This window comes from Arthrobacter sp. 18067 (genome assembly GCF_902706295.1).
Classification (GTDB): domain Bacteria; phylum Actinomycetota; class Actinomycetes; order Actinomycetales; family Micrococcaceae; genus Arthrobacter.
On the sequence record NZ_CACSJJ010000022.1, the window covers coordinates 80416 to 102896 of the forward strand.

Here is a 22481-nt window from a genome sequence, read left to right on the forward strand (position 1 = left end):
TCAGACAGACCGTCCGGGGCCGCATCCTGTTCATTCACTGCTGTTCTCTCCGCTTCCCGCATCGGGACCAACTTCGTATTCCTCGTTCAGGCTGGAACTGTCCCAGTCGGCGTCATCGCCCGTCCAGCGAACCGTTAGCTCGCCCAGGGGCCCGGGCTGTTCGAACGCAACCACGCGGTCGCGGAACATCTCCAGCAAGGCCAGGAAACGTGCCACCACCACCAAGGTAGTCTCGGCATCTGCTATCAGCGTTTGAAAGGACAGTGGCGCACCCAACTTCAGGCGGTAACCCATGATCTCGGCCTGCTCCTTGACGCTGACCGGAGGGGCATGGAGGTGGTCCAATCCCACCTCGGCCGGGGCCGCGTCCTTGGGTTTCAGTGCTTTAGCAGCGAGTTCCGCGAACTGCTCCGGGGTGTGCCGCCACACGAGTTCGGGCAACAGGGCGGCGAAATGACCTTCCAGCGCCACCTGTCGCGGGTATCGGCGGGCTTCCTGTTCCAGGGTTTCGCCCATAATTCCGGCGATCTGCTTGAAGGCCTTGTACTGCAGGAGCCGGGCGAACAGAAGGTCCCTGGCCTCCAGCAGCGCGATATCCTCAGCGTCTTCCACCTCACCCGCAGGCAGAAGACGGGCTGCTTTCAGGTCAAGCAGCGTCGCGGCGATCACCAGGAACTCGCTGGCTTCATCGAGCGCCCAGTCCTCCCCCAGTTCCTGGAGTCGGCGGATGTATTTGATGAATTCATCGGTGACTGTGGCCAAGGCCACCTCAGTGATGTCCAGCTTGTGTTTCGAAATAAGGCCAAGCAAGAGATCGAACGGGCCCGTGAAGTTGGCCAGCCGTACCTCGAAGCCGGCCTTACGGCCTTCGGAGGTACCGGCGTCGGGCGCTTCTGCGGTGACGGCGGAACCCGCGTCCGTTGTCGGGGCGAGTGACGGTCCCACCGTGCGCTACGGCGCGCCGCCGCGCGAGATCAGTTCCTTGGCAAGGCGGCGGTAGGCGTCGGCTCCGATGTGGTTGCCCGCGTAACTGGTGATCGGCTCGGCCGCCACGGTGGCATCTGCGAACTTGATGGAACGCTTGATGACAGTCTCGAAGACCTTGTCACCGAAGGCCTCCACCAGGCGTGAGATCACCTCGCGGCTGTGCAGGGTGCGGGCGTCGTACATGGTTGCCAGGACACCGTCCACCTGAAGTCGTGGGTTAAGCCGGTCCTGGACTTTTTCAATGGTCTCTACCAGCAGCGCAACTGCCCGCAAGGCGAAGAACTCGCAAATCAGCGGGATGATCACTCCATGGGCCGCGGTCAGCGCATTGACGGTCAGGAGTCCCAGGGACGGCTGGCAGTCGATCAGGACGACGTCGTAATCGTCCTCGACGCTCTTGAGCGCGCGGTCCAGGACTTGCTCGCGGGCGACCTCGTTAACGAGCTGGACTTCCGCGGCGGAGAGGTCGATGTTGGCAGGAAGAAGGTCGACGCCCTCGACGCCGGTCTGCTGGATGGCATCGCGGATATCGACCTTGCGGTCCATCAGCACGTTGTAGACCGTGAGGTCCAGTTCGTGCGGATTGGCACCGAGGCCCGCGGACAGTGCGCCCTGGGGGTCGAAGTCCACCAGCAGGACACGCCGGCCGTATTCGGCGAGCGCCGCAGCGAGGTTGATGGTGGAGGTGGTTTTACCCACGCCACCCTTCTGGTTGACCATGGCGATGACTCTCGCCGGGCCGTGGGAGGCAAGTGGAGCCGGTTCCGGAAATTCGCGGTAAGGGCGGCCCGTGGGCCCCATGATGGCGTCTTCCAGATCGAGCTCGGTGCCTTCCAGCGTTGCTGAACCCCGTTCGATGCTCACGTATCTAACCACTCTTTCGACGACGATCTTCCCTGCCGCTGGCCCCCAGCTACAGCGCTACTACCCACCTAGGCTACAGCGCCCGACACGGTTATTTGGGGAACTTGACTTTGTCCCACACTTGAGCCTTGACCCTCTAGTTGAGGTCGAAGGTTGGCTAATTGGTCCGGTGCCGGCACGTGAAATGGCCGAAAGCCGGCACCCCGCGGGATGCCGGCCTTCGACTCATCTTTCCTGCAGGAGCTTGTCCTTGCTAGACGGTTGCCTTCTCGCGGGTCTCGGCATCAGGCGCAGCCTCTTCTTCGCCGCCGTGGGCGATCATGGTCTGCTCGTCGAAGGGCTCACTGCCGGAGAGGACGCGTTCGACCTGGCCGTTGTCGATTTCCTTGACCCAAGTACCGATCAGGACGGTTGCCACGGCATTGCCCGTGAAGTTGGTCAGCGCGCGGGCCTCGGACATGAAGCGGTCGATTCCCACGATCATGCCCACGCCGCCCAGGAGTTCAGGCTTGTGTGCCTGGAGGCCGGCCGCCAGCGTCGCAAGCCCGGCACCCGTGACTCCTGCAGCGCCCTTGGAGGCGATGATCATAAAGACCAGCAAGGAGATCTGTGCGCCGAGGTCCAGCGGGGTACCCATGGCGTTGGCGACGAACAAGGAAGCCATGGTCAGGTAGATCGCGGTGCCGTCAAGGTTGAAGGAGTAGCCCGTGGGAACCGTGACGCCGACCACCGGCTTGGAGACACCCAGGTGTTCCATTTTGGCGATGAGGCGGGGCAGCGCAGCCTCCGAGGAGGAGGTGGAGAAGATCAAGAGGTACTCGCGGGCCAGGTACTTCATGAGCCTGAAGATGTTCACGCCGGCAACTGCACGAAGCAGGGTGCCCAGGATGACCACAATGAACAGGGCGCATGTGATGTAGAAGGCCAGCATCAGGGTGAACATGCTGAGGATCGCCTGGGCACCCGTGGCACCGACGACGGCGGCGATGGCACCAAAAGCGCCAACCGGAGCCAGCCACATGATCATGATGAGGATGCGGAAGACAAGCCGTTGTCCGTGTCCGATGGCACCGAGGATGGGGGCGCCTTGCTTGCCCATCTTCTGCAGGGCGAAACCGACCAGGATGGCAGCAAGCAGGGTAGGCAGCACCGGGATGTCACCGGGGATGATTCCCAGGAGGAAGTCAACGGTGCTGTTGGTGTCGGCCTTCTTGGTGGGATCGTACGGTGTCAGCTTGAGCCCCTCACCCGGGTGGATCAGGTTGCCGACCACGAGGCCGATAGCCAGGGCGAAGGTTGACATGGCCACGAAGTAGCCGAGGGCGAGGCCGCCGACCTTGCCAACGGTGGCCGCCTTGGCGATGGAGCCGATGCCCAGGACGATGGTGCAGAAAATAACCGGAGCGATCATCATCTTGATGAGCTTGATGAAGCCATCGCCGAGCGGCTTGAGTGACTTGCCGACCTCGGGGAACACCAGGCCGACCACTGCGCCCAGCACTACGGCCAGGATGACCGCGATGTACAAGTAATGCGACTTGTCGAGCCCCTTGCGTCCAACTTTGGCAGCTACTGCCGACTCTCCTCGTTGAGAGGTCATGGGATTCTCCTTTGGATACTGTGTAAGGCGCTGCGGTCCTGCACTGATGTCCAATCCGCTGCCCTTGTGTGATATCCATCATTGAGCCGTTGGTGACACACATCACCGTTGCGGTCATATTGGTCATGGAGGTCCACGTGTTTCACAGCTGGAGCATCGCCCGCCGCTTGTTCGTGGCAAACCTGCTGTTCGTCCTTGTGCTGACGGCGGTCTTCGGGGCGTTCTCCGTCGTGGAAGCCAGGGACAGGGCCTATGACAACGCCGGTGGACGGATGCTTGCCCTCGCAACCTCGATTGCGAACAACCCCCTTGTCCTGGAGGCAGCCGGAACGGCAGATCCCTCAGCGGTCCTGCAGCCGTACGCCCGGGACGTCATGGACGACGCCGATGCCGACTTCATCACAATCATGGCTCCGGACCGGACACGTTGGACCCATCCCCGGACAGAGGAGCTGGGCAAGCCTTACATCGGCACCATTGAACCCGCGCTCCGCGGCGAAACCTTCACCGAAGTCACCGCCGGAACCTTGGGCCCCTCGGTCCGCACCATTGCGCCCGTCAAGGACGGCGACGGAAACATCAAGGCCTTGGTAGCTGCCGGAGTCACGGTCCGCACAGTGGACACCGATGTTGCCGAACGCTTGGGGGTGATTGGCGGGATTGCGCTGGTGGTGTTGACCTTTGGGTCTTTCGCTTCCTGGCTTCTGGGACGCTACCTCCGCTCCGTTACGCGCGGATGGGGCCCCGAGCAGCTGGCGCAACTTTTCGCCTACTACGAGTCCGTCCTCCATTCGGTCCGCGAAGGCGTGATCCTGATCGACACGCACGGCAAGGCCGTGATGTACAACGACCAAGCAGCGGAGCTGTTGGGACTCCAACCCTCCGACGCCGACCGGTCACCTGACGCTGCCCCGAAACTGTCCGAGCTCCCCTTTGACGGCAGCCTGCGAGCGCTGTTCGAATCCGGCCGGCCAGCACACGACGAAATCCATCTCACGGGTTCACGGATCTTAGTGGTCAACCAGGCCCCTGCGGTTGGGCCGGTGCCTGAGCGCAGCAGACAGAAGCCTGCCGTCTACGGCACAGTGGCAACTATCCGGGACCGCACGGAAATCGAGTCATTGGGAACAGAGCTCCAAACCATGAAAACTCTCTCCGATGCCCTGCGGGCCCAAACCCACGAACACGCCAACCGGCTGCACATGATCGTCTCCCTGCTGGAACTGGGCCGCACTCCGCAGGCCCTGGACTTTGCCACCAAGGATCTTGAACTCAGCCAGCAGCTGACCGATGACATGGTGGCCTCTGTGGACGAGCCCGTCATGAGCGCCTTGGTGATGGGCAAGGCGGCCGAAGCCCATGAACGGGGTGTGGACTTGGTTGTCAGGACGTCCGGGAATTCCGGTGTCCGGGGCCTGGAGGTCCAGGACCTGGTGACCATCCTGGGAAACCTGCTGGACAACGCGATTGATGCTGCCGCCGCCGGCGGTTTGCCCCGGAAGGTGGAGCTGGAAGTGGAAGCCTGGCCCGCCGTCGTCGAATTCACGGTGCGGGACTCGGGCGGCGGGATCAACCCGGACTCCATCGATGACATCCTGCAGTACGGATTCAGCACCAAGTCCTCAACTGACAATCCGCGGGGTTCCCACGGCCGCGGCGTCGGCCTCGCCCTTGTGCGTCAAGCAGTGGATCGGCTCAAAGGTACGATGACCATCAGCAATCCCGGCGGAGCACAGTTCCATGTTGTGCTGCCCGCTCCGGTTCCCGAGGAAGAGAAGGCATGACAGACATCCGCGTCCTTGTGGTGGAGGACGAGCCGATAGCCTCGGACGCCCACTCCGTCTACATTGGCCGCCTGGACGGTTTCACCTTGGTGGGGACGGCGCCCGATGGCCAGTCAGCCCTTCGCATCCTTGGCGAATTCGCCGCATCGGGTTCGCCCGTGGACCTGGTCCTCCTGGACATGAATTTGCCGGACTTGCACGGCCTGGATGTCGCCCGGCGCATGCGCTCGGCGGGTGTCTTCGCGGACATCATCGCCATTACGGCGGTACGCGAGTTGAACATAGTCCGCAGCGCCGTCTCCATCGGCGTCGTGCAGTACCTCATTAAGCCTTTCACCTACGCGACGTTCGCCGACAAACTCGGCAGCTACAGGACCTTTCGCGAACAGTTGGCTGGTTCACTGTCCGGGATCTCCAAAGCCGGAGCATCACAAAGCGACGTCGACCAGGCGTTTGCCAGTCTTCGTGCACCAACAGAGCTGCCGCTGCCCAAGGGGCTGTCCGCGTCAACCCTTGAATCAGTGAAGGACTTGGTGCGCGCCGGACTCCGGCCGGTATCCGCGAGTGAAGTTATGGACGCGCTTGGCATGTCCCGCGTCACCGCCCGCCGCTACCTGGAGTACTTGGCAGACGCCGGCACCGTCACCAGGGCGCCGCGGTACGGCACCCCTGGCCGCCCCGAGAACGAGTATCGCTGGAATCACGCCTAGCATTCCCTGTATACACAGCTAACGTTTTTCACCCAATAAGAGACAATTTTCGGGTCTTATGTATACACTGAGGACATGCGCGCCAGTGACCGGGCCTATGCTGCCCTCCGTGAAGACATCATCGAATGGCGCCTTCGGCCAGGCACGGTCCTTGCAGAAGTGGAGCAATCAGAACGCCTCGGAGTGTCCCGCACCCCGGTCCGGGAGGCGCTGAGCCGGCTCACCGCAGAAGGGTTGACGACGGCGGCAGGGGGCCGCGGCGTCGTCGTTACCGATATCTCGCTGGACAGCATCGACGAACTGTTCGAACTGCGCGAAACCCTGGAGGTGAGGGCCGCGGCCCTGGCCGCCCAGCGTGGCGAGCCCGGGGTGTTCGCCGAACTGCACGCCCAACTGCTGCGAGCGCCTGAGCTGCTCATGGACAGCGATCCAGCACGCCACGATTATTACGCCTTGGTGGGCCGCCTGGATGACGCCATCGATGCCGCGATCTCCAATGCGTACTTGGCCAATGCCATGCGCGGCCTGCGGGTACACCTGGTCAGAGTCCGCCGACTGGCAGCCGACGACGCAGCCAGACTCCACGCGGCCGCCGCCGAGCACGCCGCCATCGCCGAGGCCATCGCCGCCAGCAACCCACGGCTGGCAGAAGCGGCCACCACACTTCACCTCCACCGCAGTCTCACCCACGTCAAGGCCGCTCATCCGGCCCGCTAGAACGACTCACTAGAAGGAGCACCATGGTCAAGATCAACCACGTCCGCGTCTACAAGAGCGAAGAGAACCTCCCCCGCGAGGAGCAGTTGGCACACAAGATCGCAGTGGTCGCAGCGGACCCCGTCGAAGTATCCGCCGAGGTCACCGACATGGTGATCAACCGCATTATCGATAACGCTTCGGTGGCCATCGCCTCGCTGAACCGCGCGCCGATCGTAGCGGCCCGCGCGCAGGCACTCACGCACGCCCCGAGCGCCAACGGCAAGGGTGCTGCAGTGTTCGGCATCACCGAGCAGGTCTCCCCCGAATGGGCAGCATGGGCCAACGGCGTGGCCGTGCGCGAGCTGGATTACCACGACACGTTCCTGGCCGCGGACTACTCCCACCCGGGCGACAACATCCCGCCGATCCTCGCCGTCGCCCAGCACGTGGGCTCCAACGGCGCCGACCTGGTCCGTGCCATCGCCACCGGCTACGAAATCCAAGTGAACCTGGTCAAGGCGATCTGCCTGCACAAGCACAAGATCGACCACGTCGCCCACCTCGGCCCCTCCGCCGCAGCAGGCATCGGCACGTTGTTGGGATTGGACGTTGAGACGATCTTCCAGTCCGTGGGCCAGGCCCTGCATACCACCACCGCCACCCGACAGTCCCGCAAGGGCGAAATCTCCACCTGGAAAGCCCACGCCCCGGCCTTCGCAGGCAAAATGGCCGTCGAAGCCGTGGACCGTTCCATGCGCGGCCAGACCTCCCCGGTGCCGATCTACGAAGGCGAAGACGGTGTGATCGCCTGGATGCTCGACGGGCCGGACGCCTCCTACGAGGTACCCCTCCCCCTGCCCGGCGAAGCCAAGCGCGCCATCCTGGACACCTACACCAAGGAACACTCCGCCGAGTACCAGGCCCAGGCGTGGATCGACCTCGCCCGCAAACTCAATCGCGAGCACCCCGAAACCACCGATCCTGCCAACGTGGCCTCCGTGCTGATCAAGACCAGCCACCATACCCACTACGTGATCGGTTCCGGCTCGAACGACCCCCAGAAGTACTCCCCCACCGCGTCCCGCGAAACCCTGGACCACTCCATCCCGTATATCTTCACCGTCGCCCTGCAGGACGGCGCTTGGCACCACGTGGACTCCTACGCCCCCGAACGCGCTGCCCGTCCGGACACCGTGGAACTCTGGCACAAGGTCACCACCGTGGAAGACCCGGAATGGACCCGCCGCTACCACTCCCTGGACATCGCAGAGAAGGCCTTCGGCGGCACGGTTGTCATCACCCTCACGGATGGGTCGGTTGTCACCGACGAGATCGCCGTAGCCGACGCCCACCCGCTCGGTGCCAGGCCCTTCGCCCGCGAGCAGTACGTCAACAAGTTCCGCACCCTCGCTGCAGGACTCGTAGAGGACGCCGAAATCGAAAGGTTCCTCGCCGCCGTCGAGCGCGTCACTGAACTGGGTGCAGGCGAACTGGACCAGCTGAACATCACTGCAGCACCCGGCGTGATCGACCTCAGCAACGCACCCAAGGGACTGTTCTAAATGTTGTACTCCAAAGTCACACCCGAACAGAAACGGCTGAAGCTTAGGGAATTGCTGTCTTCAGGGACTGTGCAGCAGTTCCCGGGAGCGTTCAACCCGCTCTCGGCCCGGCTGATCGAGGAGAAGGGCTTCGCCGGGGTCTACATCTCCGGCGCGGTCCTGGCCAATGACCTCGGCCTGCCTGACATCGGCCTCACAACTCTCACCGAGGTGGCCACCCGGGCCGGGCAGATCGCCCGCATGACCGACCTGCCCTCACTGGTAGACGCCGACACCGGCTTCGGCGAACCCATGAACGTGGCCCGCACCATCCAGGAACTCGAGAACGCCGGCCTGGCCGGCTGCCACATCGAGGACCAGTTCAACCCGAAACGCTGCGGGCACCTGGACGGCAAGAACGTCGTGGACATCGACACCGCCACCAAGCGCATCCGTGCCGCGGCAGACGCACGCCGGGACCCGAACTTCCTCATCATGGCCCGTACTGACATCCGCGCAGTGGAAGGGATAGAAGCTGCGCAGGATCGCGCCAAAGCCCTGGTGGATGCAGGCGCCGACGCCATCTTCCCCGAAGCAATGGCCACCCTGAACGAATTCCAGGCCATCCGCGACGCCGTGGACGTGCCCATCCTGGCCAACATGACCGAGTTCGGCAAAAGCGACCTCTTCACCGTGGACCAACTTCAGGGAGTCGGCGTGAACATGGTCATCTATCCCGTCACCCTCCTGCGCATTGCCATGGGCGCTGCAGAGCGTACTCTGGAATCGATTAAGGCTACGGGGACCCAAGAAGCGCAAGTGGAAAACATGCTCACGCGTGCGCGCCTCTACGAACTCGTCGACTACGAGGCATACAACCAATTCGATACCGGCGTTTTCAACTTCCAGGTTCCTGGCACTCGCTAGGACCCGGGATTCATACAGGGGAAAGCAGGCAGTCCGGGGCTTCCGGGCCGCTTGCATTATGAACGAAGGAGTTCAGCATGGCTGCTGAAGACATCAAAAAAGGCCTTGCCGGCGTCGTGGTGGATTACACCGCCGTATCGAAGGTCAACCCGGATACCAACTCGCTGCTGTACCGCGGCTACCCGGTCCAGGAATTGGCTGCCAAATGCAGCTTCGAAGAGGTTGCCTACCTGCTATGGAACGGCGAACTGCCTGACGAAGCCCAGCTGGCAGAATTCACTGCCCGCGAGCGTGCAGGCCGCGCCCTGGACCCGGTAGTCAAGTCGGTGGTGGATACCTTGCCCACTGCGGCGCACCCTATGGACGTGTGCCGCACTGCAGCGTCGGTGATCGGTGCCCGGCACGAACTGGCCGAGGATTCCTCCCCGGAGGCAAACATGAAGAAGGCCATCGACCTCTGGGCTGCCATGCCTGCCGTGGTGGCCTACGACCAGCGCCGCCGCCGCGGCCAGGACTCCGTCGAACCGCGTGAGGACCTGGACTACTCGGCTAACTTCCTGTGGATGACATTCGGCGAAGAGCAGGTTCCCGAAGTGGTTGAGGCGTTCAACGTCTCGATGATCCTGTACGCGGAGCACTCCTTCAATGCCTCCACCTTTACGGCCCGGGTGGTCACGTCCACGTTGTCCGACCTGCATTCAGCGGTCACCGCAGCAATCGGCGCCCTCAAGGGCCCGCTGCATGGCGGTGCCAACGAGGCCGTGATGCACACGTTCGATGAGATCGGGATCCGCAGCGAAGAATCCCTCGAGGAAGCGGCCGCACGCGCCCGTGCCTGGATGGAGGATGCCCTTGCACAGAAGAAGAAGGTCATGGGCTTCGGACACCGCGTCTATAAGCACGGCGATTCCCGCGTGCCCACCATGAAGGCCGCCCTGGACAAGATGATCGCCCACTACGGCCGGCCTGAGCTCCTGGGGCTCTACAACGGCCTGGAGCAGGCCATGGACGAGGCAAAGGCCATCAAGCCCAACCTCGACTACCCGGCCGGCCCTACGTACCACCTCATGGGCTTCGACACCCAGACGTTCACGCCCCTGTTCGTCGCCAGCCGCATTACCGGTTGGACCGCACACATCATGGAGCAGGTAGCTTCCAACTCGCTGATTCGTCCTTTGAGCGAATACAACGGCCCGGAAGAGCGGCACGTACCGTAAAGCTTCTGGTTATTCAGGGAGGCCTACGACGGCGGGCCGGTCACCGACATGGTGACCGGCCCGCCGTCGCTGTTTTTACGGCACCCGGTTCTTATGGCACCGGGTTCTTAAGGAATCTGGTCCACCCACTCAGCGGTGTGCACGTCCGCCACATTCTCGTTGTCCTCGGCCAAGGCAACCCGCACCGCGATCCGCTGACCCGAGATCATGGCCGGCAGCCAGTGCTCGGCATCGGCCCACATGCGTTCCACCGGAAGCCGGGCCACGGGGAACCACTCAGGGGCGATCTCGTCGCTTTCGGACGGATCTCCCTCCCATGAGCGAGTGAGGAACACCGTGGTGGCCATGTTCCAATCCGGCCTGGCCGGGAACACAAAATCGACGGTGCCCGCCGGAATCAGATCCGGCGCACGGACCACTACGTTGATCTCCTCCATGACCTCCCGGCACGCCGCCTGCGAGGCTGTCTCCCCCAACTCCACGTGTCCGCCTACACCCACAATTTTGCCCTGGCCAAAACCAGTCTTCTTGGTACCAAGCAGGACATGTTGGCCGTCCGCGCCGTCACGGAGAAGGAAGCACAAGGTCACATGGGCTGCAGTCATGCTGCCTACCTTAACCTGATCTCCCCTGCCGCGTCCGCCATTGCTACAGTGAGCCCATGACTGAAGGTGGGGGTGACGCGCGCGCCGCAGTGGCCGCCGTCGACGACGCCGCTGAACCGCAGTCCACCGTGGGTGGTGCCGGCGAAGAAGCTGCTTCTGAAACTGTTCGCAAAGCGACGCCGGAGCGGGACACGTGGCTGCCCCGCTGGCTGGTGGCACACCCGCTCTACGCAGGCTGGGCCTGGACGGTCGTCTGGTCCGGGCTCATCGTGTTGGACGAAGTGGTGGACCTTGCCGGATGGACCTGGTACCTGCTGGTCCTGGTGGCTGCGCTGCCGACGTTGGCCTCAACGCTGGTGGTCCTGCATGCCACGCCCCGGAGCCACCTCAGGGCTGTGGACGCAACGGTACTTGGTCATTTCTTCGTGCGGTTCCTGGCGCTCGTTGCGGCCTTCATGGTGTGGGCTGCCTCCGTGGTGATGAGCGCCTCCATCTCCACCACGGTCCAGTCCTTGATAGGCGACTCCGAAAAGGAAGTCACGGCCCTCGGCTTCAATATCATGCTGGCCGCGGTTCCCTTGGTGCTGTCGATCCTCTGGATGGCGTTCATCGTGCGCTGTGCGTGGTTCCTGCGGCGGTTGCGGGGCTGGCGGCAAGTACCCGTGAAGACAAGGGTTCCCAAGAAGTTCCTCAAAGGACGCCCCAGGCTCAAGCGCGTGGTGGTGGGGCTCGCCCATCCGGGACTCTTGCTGGTGGCAGGCCTTGTGACCTCGTTGTTGGCACTGTTCGTCGACGCCCTGGAAGTGACGCTGGACGTGCTCGGGTAACCGGGCGCCTGAGGTATGCCCTTAGCCCAGCGCCCTGGGGTGAGCCGCTGCATAAACCTCGCGCAGCGTATCCGCGGTGACCAACGTGTAAACCTGCGTGGTGGTCACGGAGGCATGGCCGAGCAACTCCTGCACTACCCTGACATCCGCGCCGCCCTCAAGCAGATGTGTCGCGAAAGAGTGTCGCAGCGTGTGCGGTGAGACGTCCTTGGTGATGTTGGCTTTCTCGGCCGCCGCCTTGAGAATCGTCCAGGCGCTCTGCCTGCTGATCCGGCCACCCCGGGCGTTGAGGAACAGCGCCGGGGTGCCTTTGCCCTTGGACGCCAGCAGGGGCCTGCCGCGGACAACATAGGACCCGACGGCGCGGGCTCCGTAAGAGCCAAGGGGCACCAGCCGCTCCTTGGAGCCTTTGCCGAACAACCTCACGATGGCAGGGTCGCCCCCGGTGTCTTCGAGGGAAACGTCGTCCACGTCCAAACCGACGGCCTCGCTGATGCGGGCTCCGGTGGAGTAGAGGAATTCAAGGAGTGCGCGGTCCCTGAGCCCGGTAGGCGTATCAGCGCCCGCGGCCTCCAGGATACGCGTGACCTCGCCAACGCTGATGGCTTTTGGAAGGCGTTTGCCCGGCATAGGCGGGTGGACATCGCTGGCGGGGTCCGCCGTCGTGGTTCCCTCGAGTGCCCAGAACTTGTGAAGTCCGCGGACGGCCACAACTGTTCGCGCCGCAGAGCGAACACCCAGCACAGCGGCGCCATCGCTGCCGTCTGACAATGCCTGAACGAAAGCCGTCACGTGATGCCGGGTAATATTGCCGGGCCGTTCCACCCCCTGTGTCACCAGGAAGTTCGAGTACCGGGCCAAATCGCGGCGGTAGGCAGCCAGGGTGTTCGCGGCCAGGCCGCGCTCCACGCCTACGTGCTGAAGGTAGTCGGTGACGGCGCGATCAATGCCAGTGGGGGTTCGAGTGGCGGCCTCGGCCATGCTCAGCGCTGGCTCGGGTGGGCCGGCCACGGCGCATTGGCGGGACGAAGACTGGTGAATCCATCGGCCTTCGCGGCAGCGGCAGCCAAGATACCCACTACTGCCGAGGGATTGTGGAGGCGGCCTTCGAGCACAGCACGTACGGCGTCATCGAGGGGCACCCAATGCAACTCGATCTCCGCCTCTTCGTCGGTGCGCGTGTGGCGGTCCGCCTCCGGTACATCGCTGAGTCCGCGTGCCAAATAGATGCGGATGGCCTCACTGGACGAGCCCGGCGAGTTGAAGAAGTCCGCCAGGACGTTCCATGTGGCCGCGGTCAGGTCCGCTTCCTCTGCCAGCTCCCGTGCCGCGCCCACCACGAAGTCTTCGCCTTCGACATCAAGGAGGCCGGCTGGAATCTCCCAAAGGTCCATGCCCACGGGATGCCGGTACTGCTTCAACAGCAGGATCTCGCCGTCCACATTCATGGGAAGCACCGCGACGGCGCCCGGGTGGTCGATGTAATCACGGACCAAGGTGTCAGTGTCGTCGCTGAGCTGGAACGAGTCGCTGACCACGTCCCAAATGCGGCCCTCGTAAACCTTGCTGGTAGACAAAAGACGGCGCGGGCTCGGCATGTCCGAAACCTGCCTGGATGTGCGGGGGGTTTCAGAAATACCGGGCATCGCGCCGTCCTTCGTTGAGTATTGCAGTTACTTGGCGGCTACCGTGCGGGCACCGGTCTTGGTGGCAACAGAGACGCCTTCACGACGCTCAAGGGCAGCCTTGACCAAGCCTGCGAACAGCGGGTGGGGCCGCGTCGGGCGGGAACTGAGCTCCGGGTGCGCCTGCGTCGCCACGTAGTACGGGTGGACGTCGCGGGGAAGCTCAACGTATTCCACCAGTTTGCCGTCAGGGGACGTACCGGAGAACACCAGGCCTTCGGCCGCAATCTGGTCGCGGTACTTGTTGTTGACCTCGTAGCGGTGGCGGTGGCGTTCGCTGACGGTAGTGGTGCCGTAGGTCTCTGCAATGACAGAGCCCTCGTCCAGCTTGGCTTCGTAGAGGCCAAGGCGCATGGTGCCGCCAAGGTCTCCCTTGCCTTCCACGATGTCCAGCTGCTCTTCCATCGTGGCGATGACTGGGTACTTGGAATCGGGCTCGAACTCGCTGGAGGAAGCACCTTCGAGGCCAACGACGTTGCGGGCGTACTCGATCACCATGCACTGCAGGCCAAGGCACAGGCCCAGGACCGGAAGCTTGGACTCACGGGCGAACTTCAACGCGCCGAGCTTGCCCTCGAGGCCACGGATGCCAAATCCACCCGGTACACAAATGGCGTCTACACCGGCGAGGGCCTTGGTTGCACCTGCGAGGGTTTCGCACTCGTCCGAGGGGACCCAACGGATCTTGACCTTGGCTTCGTTGGCGAAACCGCCGGCGCGGAGTGCCTCGGTGACCGAGAGGTAGGCGTCCGGAAGGTCGATGTACTTGCCCACCAGTGCCACCTCAACCTCATGCTTGGGGTTGTGGACGGCTTCAAGCAGCTTGTCCCACTTGCTCCAGTCAACGTCCTTGAACGGCAAGTCCAGTGCACGGACGATGTAGGAATCCAGGCCCTGCGAGTGAAGGGTCTTGGGGATGTCGTAAATGCTGGGTGCGTCGGCGGCGTTAACCACGGCGTCGATGTCGACGTCGCACATGCGGCCGATCTTCTCGCGCATGGCGTCAGGCACTTCGCGGTCCGAGCGGATCACGATCGCCTCAGGCTGGATGCCAATGGAGCGAAGGGCTGCCACGGAGTGCTGCGTCGGCTTGGTCTTCAGTTCCTGGGAAGGACCGATGTACGGGACCAGTGAGACGTGCAGGAAGAAGACGTTGTTGCGGCCAACGTCCTGGCGGACCTGGCGGGCCGACTCCAGGAACGGCTGCGACTCGATGTCGCCCACCGTGCCGCCGATTTCGGTGATGATGACGTCCGGAGCGTTCTTGCCCTCGGCAGGCAGGCGCATGCGGCGCTTGATTTCATCGGTGATGTGCGGAATGACCTGGACGGTGTCTCCGAGGTATTCGCCGCGACGTTCCTTGGCGATAACGGTGGAGTAGATCTGGCCCGTTGTGACGTTGGCCGAACCTTCAAGGTTTTCATCGAGGAAGCGCTCGTAGTGTCCGATGTCGAGGTCGGTTTCGGCGCCGTCATCCGTCACGAATACTTCGCCGTGCTGGAAGGGGTTCATCGTGCCCGGATCCACGTTCAGATAGGGATCGAGCTTCTGCATAGTTACAGACAAACCGCGTGCCCGCAGCAGGTGGCCGAGGCTGGAAGCCGTCAGACCCTTACCGAGCGAGGACGCCACACCACCGGTGACGAAGATGTGTTTGGTCGTCTTGGACGAGCCCGGGAACCGGGAATTTACACGGGAATTTGATCGCTGCACCACGGAATTCGAGCTTATCATCAATTACGCCTTCCAAGCGTCTGTTCGGATTCCCCAAATGGTCAATAGTTGCTCACCACCGCATTCCAAGCAAGAGCCGGGCGGGATTAAGTGTCCCGATGTGATAGTGCTCGCACTCCCCGCGGTACCCTGCCGTGGCCTTGGAATCAGGCGCGCTGCGGCAGGAGCTTTGCGTCGTCCAACAATTCCTGGGCGTGCGCCTGCGCAGACTCGGAGTCCTCTTGCCCGGCCAGCATGCGTGCCAGTTCCTTGACGCGCTCGTCATCGCTCAACAGCTGGACGTCACTGGAGGTGAACCCGGTGGTTGTCTTCCCGTCGGCGCCCCGCACCGAGGTTTTTGTCACGCGGATGTGTTGATCGGCGAATGCAGCTACCTGGGGCAGGTGCGTTACCACCAGGACCTGGACGTGGCGGGCCAGCATGGCGAGCCGGCGTCCGATTTCGACGGCGGCACGCCCACCCACGCCTGCGTCCACCTCATCGAAGACGAACGTCGGAACAGGATCCACGGCGGCGAGCACTACCTCGATGGCCAACATGACCCTGGACAGTTCACCGCCAGAGGCTCCCTTGCCCAACGGACGTGCCGGGGCACCAGAGTGCGGCTGGAGGAGGAAAGCGATCTCGTCGGTGCCCCACGGGCCCAGCGTTCCGCTGCCATCGACCTCGATGACCAACGTGGCATCTGCCATTGCCAAGGCCTTCAGCTCCGCGCTCACCCGGGCTGAGAGGTCCTTGGCCGCCTTGAGGCGGGCCTTGCTGATGGCCGATGCCTGCTTGCGGAGAGTTGCCTCCGCAGAGGCAACTTCAGCATCCAGGGACTCGATCCGGCTGGAGTCATCCTGCAACTCATCCAGGCGCGTCCTCGCAGCAGCCGACCATTCGAGTACTTCGTCGATGCTCGGGGCATATTTGCGGATCAGCTTGGCCAGGGCAGCCCGGCGTTCCTCGATTTCGGAGAGCCGCTCAGGGCCTTCGGTGTCCAATGCGGCTTGGTAGCTTGAGAGCTCAGCCGCGATGTCGTTGAGGAGAAACCCAACTTCAGCGAGCCGGGTGGCAGCCGAACGAAGTTCTTCGTCGTGCTCCGCTACGTGCTCCAGCGTCCGTTTCGCCGCGTCCACCATGGAGGTTGCGTCACCGGCGTCCCCGAATTCCTCCGCAATGAGGGACTCATGGGCTGCTGCTGCGGCCAGCCGGAGCTCTTCGACGTTCGCAAGCTTCACGGCCTCGGCTTTGAGAGTCTCGTCTTCGCCCGGCTGGGGATCCACCTCGTCGATTTCCTTGAGGGCCGCGTCCAGCGACTCAGCCTCGCGGAGTCGTTCGCGGGCCTCGCTGCGGAGCGTTTCAAGTTCTGTCTGGATCGCTTTCCAGTGGTTGTACAGATCCTGATACTCCCCCAGCGTTTTGGCCAGGGGCGCTCCGGCAAACCTGTCCAGAGCATGCCGTTGCGCAGTTGCGCTCTTGAGACGGATCTGGTCGGACTGGCCATGAACCACCACCAGGCTCTCCCCCAGTTCGGCCAACACCCCCACAGGTGCCGCGCGCCCGCCAACGTAGGCCCGGCTGCGACCATCGGCACCCACGGTGCGGGCCAGCAGGAGCTCAGCCACGCCGTCGAACTCTTCCGCTTCGCCGCCGGCCTCCTTGGCACGCTCCACGGCGCTGTGCGCGGGATCCAGCTTCAGCACAGCTTCGGCGGACGCGGACTTGGCGCCACTACGGACGGCGCCGGCATCCGATCGGGCACCAAGAAGAAGCCCGACGGCGGTCACCACCATGGTCTTGCCCGCGCCGGTTTCGCCGGTAACGACACTCAGGCCGGGGCCCAGCGGCAGGGCGGCGTCGGTAATGACGCCAAGGTCACGGATTCGGAGTTCTTCAAGCATGGTTCACTTCGCATTCGTGGAGTCGGGAAGGTCACCGTCCCGGGGACCATCTACATCCCGCGGACTGGGCAACGGAGCCGGTGAAAGGGTACGGATGACGGGGATGGGACCGGTGTGGACTTCGCCGCTCCGGGGAGCCGGGCCACGCCAGCCGTGGATGGGCAGCTCGAACTTGCGGACAAGCCGGGCCGAGAACGGCGTCTTATGGGTGCGCGCGAGCCGTACCGGGGTAGCGGAGCGCGTGACTTCAACGCGGGCACCCGGCGGGAGATCCACGGAACGCCGCCCATCGCACCATAGAACGCCCAGGGCGTCTGTCCTGTTCATGATTTCGACGGCCAGCTTGGACCGCGGCGACACCACCAAGGGCTTGGCGAACAGCGCATGGGCACTGATGGGAACGATGACCAAGGCTTCCACCTCCGGCCAGACGACTGGCCCGCCGGAAGAAAAGGCATAAGCAGTGGAACCTGTGGGGGTTGCCAGGACAACGCCATCGCATCCGAACGACGTCAACGGACGTTCATCCACCTCCGTGACTACTTCCAACATGCGTTCGCGGTTGGCCTTCTCGATGGCTGCCTCGTTCAACGCCCACGTGTGCCAAATCTTCTGGCCCTTGACCCAGACCTGGACGTCAATAGTCATGCGCTCTTCCACCGTGTACTGACGGCTGGCAATCCACTCGACAGTCTGCGCGAGGTCTGCGCGTTCACTCTCGGCCAGGAAGCCAACGTGTCCCAGGTTCACACCCAGCAGCGGGACGTCCACCTCTCGGACCAACTCTGCGGCCCTCAGGATGGTTCCGTCGCCGCCCAGGACCATTACCAACTCCACGTCCTCCAGGTTGACGTGGTCGTTGAGAATCTCAATAGGCGTGTCCAACGCACCGAAAAACCGTTCAACATCGGCGAGTTCGGACTTTTGCAGCACGGGCACCAAGCCTGACGAATGCAGTTGCGTACAGGCATCCCACGCTGCACGGAGCGATTCCTCCCGCCCTGTGTGGGCAAGGACAAGTACACGCCTGCTCATCGGGTTCTGCTTTCTAGTGGTTCGGCCAGAGTTTCGTAATCAACGCAGCAACGTCCCCGTCACGCTCTTCGATCTTAGGCAACACCGCGGACATCCTGCGCTTCATCCACAGGAAGTACTCAACATTTCCGTCCTGGCCCGGCAGCGGACTGGCCGCGAGGTCCATCAGATCCAGCCCCGCGTCCACCGCAGCCCGGGCAACCTGGGCGACGGCCCGGCGTCGTTCATTCTCGGATGAGACCACGCCGGTTCGGCTCAGCCGCTCCTTTCCCACTTCGAACTGCGGCTTGACCATCAGGACAAGGTCGCCGCCGGGTTCAGTGCAGCCTGCGAGCGGAGCCAGGACCAGGGTCAAAGAAATGAAGGACAAATCGGCCACCGTCAGCTGCGCCGGCCCGCCAACCTGCTCCGGAGTCATGTACCTGACGTTAAGGCCCTCGTGGACGTCCACACGGGCGTCATCGCGGAGGTGCGGCACCAACTGGCCGTGCCCGACGTCCACCGCCACAACGCTTGCCGCTCCCTGCCGGAGCAGGACATCGGTAAAACCTCCTGTGGAGGCACCGGCGTCGAGACACCGCTTTCCGGCAACCACGACGGCGGGAAACGCCTTCAGCGCACCGGCCAGTTTGTGCCCGGCACGGCTGACATAGATATCTTCCAGATGTGATTCGACATCCAACTCGGTATCCGCATTCACTTGGATGGCGGCCTTCGGGAGGACAGTTCCCGCGGAACTTACCTTTCCGTCACTGATGAGCTTTGCGGCATGGGTACGGGACCTCGCCAGCCCTCGGGTAACGAGCTCCTGATCGAGACGTGCCATGCGTTAGCTGTCGCCTTCCGGGCGGGAGTTGCTTTTGGGGGACGCCGGAAGTCCGGGTTCGGCGTCCAGGGCCTCCAGCAGGGAGTCATGGAGTCCTGAGTACAATTCACCGTGGTCTGCCACGGGAGTCGCTGGCACCAGGCCCAAGATCCCCAGAGCCTTGTCCACCAGTGGGTCCCCCGTGGGAATCGCGGCGTCCGGCCATTGAATCTCGGGGCGTGCCGGTTCGGGACCGTCAAGCATGTGGCCTTCGTGGTTTTCCGGTTCCGGATCCGGAAGGTTGTTGGGCTCGGTCATCGCACCAGTCTAGTGAGTCCGCCAGTCCAGCTGCGGCGCCCGTGCTACAGCCGTGGTGGGAACTGCGGCCCACCAGGCTGCGCAGGCTGCGCGCCAAGCGTCAAGGTCGTCCTCGCCACCCGTGACTGTGACGGTGCCATCCCCGGCAACTGCTGAGGCTGCACCGCAACGGAACGTTCCGCCGTCGCTGACAACCTCGGGGTACGGGGCATAAAGGCCCTCGAGGTCCGCCAGTAGGTAGTCGGGACGCTCGTCGGTCCGCGCCGCCAGGATGGTACGGGTGGTGTCCACGCCGGTGAGGACAGCCGCCGTCGCAAATCCTGCGCGATTGCCGCCCAGGATGTCGGTGTCCAGACGGTCTCCGACCACCAGAGGCCGGGTGGCGTTGAGCCGCTTTGCGGCGGCGTGGAACAGCGGTGCCTCCGGCTTTCCGGCCACCAACGGGGTCTTTCCCGTGGCTGCTGCTACCGCAGCCACCAACGTGCCATTCCCCGGCGCCATACCGCGAGCCTGCGGAATGGACATGTCCGTGTTGGTGGCAAACCACATGGCTCCCCCGGCCACCACATACGATGCCTCTGCGAGATCCTTCCAACCAATCTCCGGATTGAATCCCTGGACTACGGCCACAGGGGACTCGGCCGCACTGTGCACCGGCTTAAGGCCAACCAATTCGATCTCATGGGCCAATGCCGCGCTGCCCGTGATGAGGACATGCGCCCCCGCAGGCAGCATGGAAGCCAGAAGCTCCCCCGCTGCCTGCGAGGAGCTGACCACCTGATGGTCCTCCGCCGGTGCACCCAGCTCACGCAGGTGCGCCGCGACCTGGGCCGGCGTCCGGGAGGCATTGTTGGTCACGTACCCCAGGCCAACGCCCACGGTTTCGAGACGCTGCAACGACTCCACGGCCCCCGGGATGGCATGCGGTCCTGCATAGACCACTCCATCCAGATCTGACAGGACAGCATCAAAGGAGGAGATCAGTGAATCAGCCATGCTGGGAGTCGTTGCCCTCGTCCTCGGTGTCTTCTTCCTTGGCTTCTTCCTCAGCTGAGTCGATGTCCGACTCCGCGTCATCCGACTCGAAGTAGTCCGACTCGGCGTCGTCCAGTTCAACGTCATCGTGCTCAACGTCGGCCGCCGCGGCTTCCGCGATGACCGTTTCCGTTTCAGGCTTTACGACGTCGGCCTCCGGGGCCGGCTTTTCGAAGCGCGGCTTGCGCGCAGCAGCTTCTTCCTGCTCGTCCCAGCCAAGGTCAAGGATCTCCGGCTCAGCGAAGTCGCCGACACCCAAGGCATTCTCTGCCACGAGGGCCTGGCGGGCCCACTTGTCCGCTTCCTCGGTACGACCCACAGCACTGAGAGCTTCAGCGTAGGCACGGAACAAGCGCGGGCTGTAGGAGAACGCCCGGTTGATGTCCAGCTGGGGGATCTCCAGCTCTGTGACGGCAGCATCAAACTGCTTGAGATCTGCACGGGCACCGGAAGCCACCATGGCGAGCTCCACCTTGCCGGGAGCATCAAGGTCCTGGGCTTCAGGAGAACGAACCATATCCAGTGCACGGTCCGGACGTCCGAGGCCACGCTCGCAGTCAGCCATCACAGGCAAGTGCACATTGGAGCCACTGATGCGGCGGTACGTACGGAACTCACGCAGCGCCTCGCCGTAGTGGCCGGCGGCGTAGGCCGTCAGGCCCACTGCTTCACGAACTACCGAGAGGCGCCCGCCGCGACGGCTTGCCGCCAAAGCGTGCTGGAAGGCCAGCTCGGGCTCAATGTCGATGAGGCGGCCGGCCATAACCAGGTGCTTGGCCACCCAGCCTGCACTCTGCTCCTCGAGGGTTTTGATCTGGTGACCTGTGGCGCGGTCGAGTTCCTTGCCCGTAACGTCCTCGTCAATCTCTGGAGAACGTTCGCGGTCGGGACGGTTGGAGCTGCGGATATCCTTGGCGTTCGGGACGCGTGCCGGACGGTCTTCCCAGGAGTTGCCGCGGTCGTTACGGTCACGGTCGCCACCGAAGGAGCGACGTTCGCCGTCACGGGCCGGACGGTCACTGAACGGCTTACGATCGCCGTTGAACGGGCGACGATCATCGCCGTCACGACGGGGCCCATCAAAGTTCCGCGGACCACGTTCGGGACGGTCGCCGAACGGCTTACGGTCGCCGCGGTCGTTGTTGAACGGACGACGCTCACCATCACGAGCCGGACGGTCATTGCGGTCACCGAAGGGCTTACGGTCACGGTCGCCGCCGAAGGAGCGACGTTCGCCGTCACGGGCGGGACGGTCATTGCGGTCACCGAAGGGCTTACGGTCACGGTCGCCACCGAAGGAGCGACGTTCGCCGTCACGGGCCGGACGGTCACCGAACGGCTTGCGATCGCCGCGATCGTTGTTGAACGGGCGGCGGTCATCGCCGTCACGACGGGGACCGTCGAAGTTCCGCGGACCACGTTCGGGACGATCGCCAAACGGCTTACGGTCGCCACGGTCGTTGTTGAACGGACGACGCTCACCATCACGAGCCGGACGGTCATTGCGGTCACCGAAGGGCTTACGGTCACGGTCGCCACCGAAGGAGCGACGTTCGCCGTCACGGGCAGGACGGTCACCGAACGGCTTACGGTCGCCACGGTCGTTGTTGAACGGACGACGCTCACCATCACGAGCCGGACGATCGCTACGGTCACGGTCGCCGCCGAAGGAGCGACGTTCGCCATCACGGGCGGGACGGTCATTGCGGTCACCGAAGGGCTTACGGTCACCACGGTCGTTGTTGAACGGACGACGCTCACCATCACGAGCCGGACGATCATTGCCGTCGCGGTTCTCCCTGGAACGGAACCCACGGGGATCGCCGCCTGAGTTGTTGTTTGGGCGGTACGAACCGCGGTCGTCCCGGTTCCCGCCGAAGTTTCCGCGATTGCCGCCGCGATTGCCGCCGTTGTGCTCAGCCATGGTGGATTCCTCCTGTTGCGAGCCGACCACTGGCGCGTGCGTAGTCGCTCATAACCCTTATTTCGTTGTCACGCCGCCGGCAGCGCTCAGCTACCGACTCGTATGTCTCATGCAATTCTATTCGACGCTGCCACGACCACCGAACGTTTGGAGGCTATTACCGGTGCCCCGTGGCAAGTCTCACAGCCTGCTTGAGCTCCCGGCCGTGTCAGTCTTCCGGGTGGGTGGAGGGTCTTAAATGGATGAAGCCTCCGGGGGGAGGCTTCGGCGGTGTTGGGGTGTGTGGGTGGTTAAAGTG

At 63.6% G+C, this 22481-nt stretch carries 21 protein-coding genes; 8 read left to right on the forward strand and 13 right to left on the reverse strand.

The features are described from left to right. Window positions 1-30: 30 nt before the first annotated feature. The 3 genes from GVL04_RS19910 to GVL04_RS19920 all read right to left on the reverse strand — a co-directional run bounded on the left by GVL04_RS19910 (window position 31) and on the right by GVL04_RS19920 (window position 3451). Window positions 31-945: a ScpA family protein gene (locus GVL04_RS19910; RefSeq protein WP_159707741.1), complete on the reverse strand. Its 915-nt coding sequence runs from the start codon at window positions 943-945 to the stop codon at window positions 31-33. Between the two features lie 6 nt (window positions 946-951). Beyond that, complete coding sequence (locus GVL04_RS19915; protein ID WP_159707743.1) at window positions 952-1851, reverse strand: ParA family protein; 900 nt, start codon at window positions 1849-1851, stop codon at window positions 952-954. A 253-nt stretch (window positions 1852-2104) separates the two neighbouring features. After that, window positions 2105-3451: a cation:dicarboxylate symporter family transporter gene (locus GVL04_RS19920; RefSeq protein ID WP_159707745.1), complete on the reverse strand. Its 1347-nt coding sequence runs from the start codon at window positions 3449-3451 to the stop codon at window positions 2105-2107. A 137-nt stretch (window positions 3452-3588) separates the two neighbouring features. Between GVL04_RS19920 and GVL04_RS19925 the strand changes: the two genes are divergently transcribed. The 6 genes from GVL04_RS19925 (at window position 3589) to GVL04_RS19950 (ending at window position 10329) form a co-directional block, all read left to right on the forward strand. Further along, complete coding sequence (locus GVL04_RS19925) at window positions 3589-5235, forward strand: sensor histidine kinase (protein ID WP_159707788.1); 1647 nt, start codon at window positions 3589-3591, stop codon at window positions 5233-5235. Continuing rightward, window positions 5232-5945 carry a response regulator gene (locus GVL04_RS19930; protein WP_159707747.1) on the forward strand — a complete coding sequence of 238 codons (714 nt, stop codon included), beginning with the start codon at window positions 5232-5234 and terminating at the stop codon, window positions 5943-5945. Before GVL04_RS19925 ends, GVL04_RS19930 begins: the two co-directional genes overlap by 4 nt. 75 nt (window positions 5946-6020) lie before the next feature. Then, window positions 6021-6662: a GntR family transcriptional regulator gene (locus GVL04_RS19935; protein WP_159707750.1), complete on the forward strand. Its 642-nt coding sequence runs from the start codon at window positions 6021-6023 to the stop codon at window positions 6660-6662. A gap of 23 nt (window positions 6663-6685) precedes the next feature. Next, window positions 6686-8206, forward strand: a complete 1521-nt coding sequence (locus tag GVL04_RS19940) for an MmgE/PrpD family protein (protein ID WP_159707752.1) — start codon at window positions 6686-6688, stop codon at window positions 8204-8206. Further along, window positions 8207-9112, forward strand: a complete 906-nt coding sequence (gene prpB / locus GVL04_RS19945) for a methylisocitrate lyase (RefSeq protein ID WP_159707754.1) — start codon at window positions 8207-8209, stop codon at window positions 9110-9112. Between the two features lie 77 nt (window positions 9113-9189). After that, window positions 9190-10329 (forward strand): bifunctional 2-methylcitrate synthase/citrate synthase, encoded by a 1140-nt coding sequence (locus GVL04_RS19950; RefSeq protein WP_159707756.1) that lies wholly within the window; start codon window positions 9190-9192, stop codon window positions 10327-10329. 107 nt (window positions 10330-10436) lie between these two features. Here the strand turns inward: GVL04_RS19950 and GVL04_RS19955 are convergent, their stop codons facing one another. Continuing rightward, window positions 10437-10934, reverse strand: coding sequence for an 8-oxo-dGTP diphosphatase (locus tag GVL04_RS19955; protein ID WP_159707758.1), 498 nt, complete (start codon window positions 10932-10934; stop codon window positions 10437-10439). A gap of 56 nt (window positions 10935-10990) precedes the next feature. On the opposite strand from GVL04_RS19955, the gene GVL04_RS19960 reads away from it, so the two are divergent. Beyond that, the gene (locus GVL04_RS19960; RefSeq protein ID WP_159707760.1) at window positions 10991-11761 is read left to right on the forward strand and encodes a hypothetical protein; all 771 of its coding nucleotides are present in this window, start codon (window positions 10991-10993) and stop codon (window positions 11759-11761) included. Window positions 11762-11782: 21 nt separating this feature from the next. On the opposite strand, the gene xerD is transcribed toward GVL04_RS19960, so the two are convergent. From xerD to GVL04_RS24730, 9 genes are all read right to left on the reverse strand, one after another. Then, window positions 11783-12742, reverse strand: a complete 960-nt coding sequence (gene xerD / locus GVL04_RS19965; protein WP_159707790.1) for a site-specific tyrosine recombinase XerD — start codon at window positions 12740-12742, stop codon at window positions 11783-11785. 2 nt (window positions 12743-12744) lie between these two features. Continuing rightward, a complete protein-coding gene (locus GVL04_RS19970) occupies window positions 12745-13407 on the reverse strand; it encodes an NUDIX hydrolase (protein ID WP_159707762.1) in 663 nt (220 codons plus the stop codon). A 27-nt stretch (window positions 13408-13434) separates the two neighbouring features. Beyond that, window positions 13435-15180: a CTP synthase gene (locus tag GVL04_RS19975; protein WP_159707764.1), complete on the reverse strand. Its 1746-nt coding sequence runs from the start codon at window positions 15178-15180 to the stop codon at window positions 13435-13437. A 146-nt stretch (window positions 15181-15326) separates the two neighbouring features. Then, on the reverse strand, window positions 15327-17066 hold the full coding sequence (gene recN, locus GVL04_RS19980) for a DNA repair protein RecN (protein ID WP_159707766.1): 1740 nt from the start codon (window positions 17064-17066) through the stop codon (window positions 15327-15329). Window positions 17067-17069: 3 nt separating this feature from the next. Further along, the gene (locus tag GVL04_RS19985) at window positions 17070-18101 is read right to left on the reverse strand and encodes an NAD kinase (RefSeq protein ID WP_159707768.1); all 1032 of its coding nucleotides are present in this window, start codon (window positions 18099-18101) and stop codon (window positions 17070-17072) included. A gap of 13 nt (window positions 18102-18114) precedes the next feature. Then, complete coding sequence (locus GVL04_RS19990; protein ID WP_159707770.1) at window positions 18115-18927, reverse strand: TlyA family RNA methyltransferase; 813 nt, start codon at window positions 18925-18927, stop codon at window positions 18115-18117. Between the two features lie 3 nt (window positions 18928-18930). After that, window positions 18931-19224 carry a hypothetical protein gene (locus GVL04_RS19995; RefSeq protein WP_159707772.1) on the reverse strand — a complete coding sequence of 98 codons (294 nt, stop codon included), beginning with the start codon at window positions 19222-19224 and terminating at the stop codon, window positions 18931-18933. A 9-nt stretch (window positions 19225-19233) separates the two neighbouring features. Further along, window positions 19234-20220 carry an HAD-IIA family hydrolase gene (locus GVL04_RS20000; RefSeq protein WP_159707774.1) on the reverse strand — a complete coding sequence of 329 codons (987 nt, stop codon included), beginning with the start codon at window positions 20218-20220 and terminating at the stop codon, window positions 19234-19236. Further along, the gene (locus tag GVL04_RS24730) at window positions 20213-21040 is read right to left on the reverse strand and encodes a hypothetical protein (RefSeq protein ID WP_235036370.1); all 828 of its coding nucleotides are present in this window, start codon (window positions 21038-21040) and stop codon (window positions 20213-20215) included. Before GVL04_RS24730 ends, GVL04_RS20000 begins: the two co-directional genes overlap by 8 nt. Window positions 21041-21076: 36 nt before the next feature. Here GVL04_RS24730 and GVL04_RS24735 point away from each other — a divergent pair, with 36 nt between their 5' ends. Continuing rightward, window positions 21077-22090 carry a hypothetical protein gene (locus GVL04_RS24735; RefSeq protein WP_235036371.1) on the forward strand — a complete coding sequence of 338 codons (1014 nt, stop codon included), beginning with the start codon at window positions 21077-21079 and terminating at the stop codon, window positions 22088-22090. Window positions 22091-22481: the final 391 nt, after the last annotated feature.